This is a genomic window from Oleiphilus sp. HI0080 (assembly GCF_001635135.1).
In genome coordinates, this window is record NZ_LWFU01001045.1 from 1 (window position 1) to 878 (window position 878).

Below are 878 nucleotides of genomic sequence, written 5' to 3' on the forward strand. Positions count from 1 at the left end.
TTTCCAAACGATCCGGCATAGAGCTGGACTAAATACTCATCGTCTTGGTCTGCGACAAACTCAAGCTTTCTCGGCTGACTGACATTACGATCAAAAATAGCGACATTGGTATTCGATGATCTATACACGCGAAAAAACACATCTAACTGTGCATTTTCAAGACTTTCCGCCGACTGCAATGTGACAAAAAGTGATTGTCCCTCGAGCATCGGTAAGGAATAAAAATCACTCGTATCCTCAGCGAAGACTTCGCCGTTTCGATAGTTTCCTGAACGAGCACTCACATAGCCGCCCAGGCTAGTAGGATTGTTTAAACGCTGAGCAGAAGACACCTCGTTATTAAGCGGCGCTATCGTCGCGACGCCGGTAATTTGAGTATCCGCATCCTGCTCAGAGAAGTCATCGACGAACAACTCACCAGACAGAGAAACACGCGTTCCAATCAACTGGGTATCATCCGCTGCTTGAGCCAATGACGCAGCATCATCGCTCGCACCGCCACTGCCACCGCCACACGCAGTAAGGAGCAACGCACAAGCCAAACTAACCAGGCGATTCATCGCCTTCCCTGTTTGGCAAGTGGAACGATATGCAGGTGATGCATTGAATAATTTCAAGATGCTCTCGGCTAGATCGACTAGATTCTTTAATACGTACGCACGTTTTACCGATCGCGGATCGATGAAGCGTACCTAACAATTGTAGCAGCCTAATCCTTTCCCACCGTTATCTAGCGCTACGAATTGCGACAAATTAGTAAATTTTCGTCAACCCAACCGGGTAACTACGCTAAAAGTCCAGATCAGCACGATTACAAGAGGCATTATCTTTACCAATCGCGTTGCTGTTTGCCCATTCATTACCGCGCGACTCACAAG

The 878-nt window shown here is 47.5% G+C and carries 1 protein-coding gene; it reads right to left on the bottom strand.

Annotation, left to right across the window (positions count from 1 at the left end; genetic code table 11):
• Positions 1 to 560: hypothetical protein (locus tag A3751_RS19505; protein ID WP_197466532.1), on the bottom strand; the 560-nt coding region annotated here is incomplete at its 3' end.
• Positions 561 to 878 lie beyond the last annotated feature (318 nt).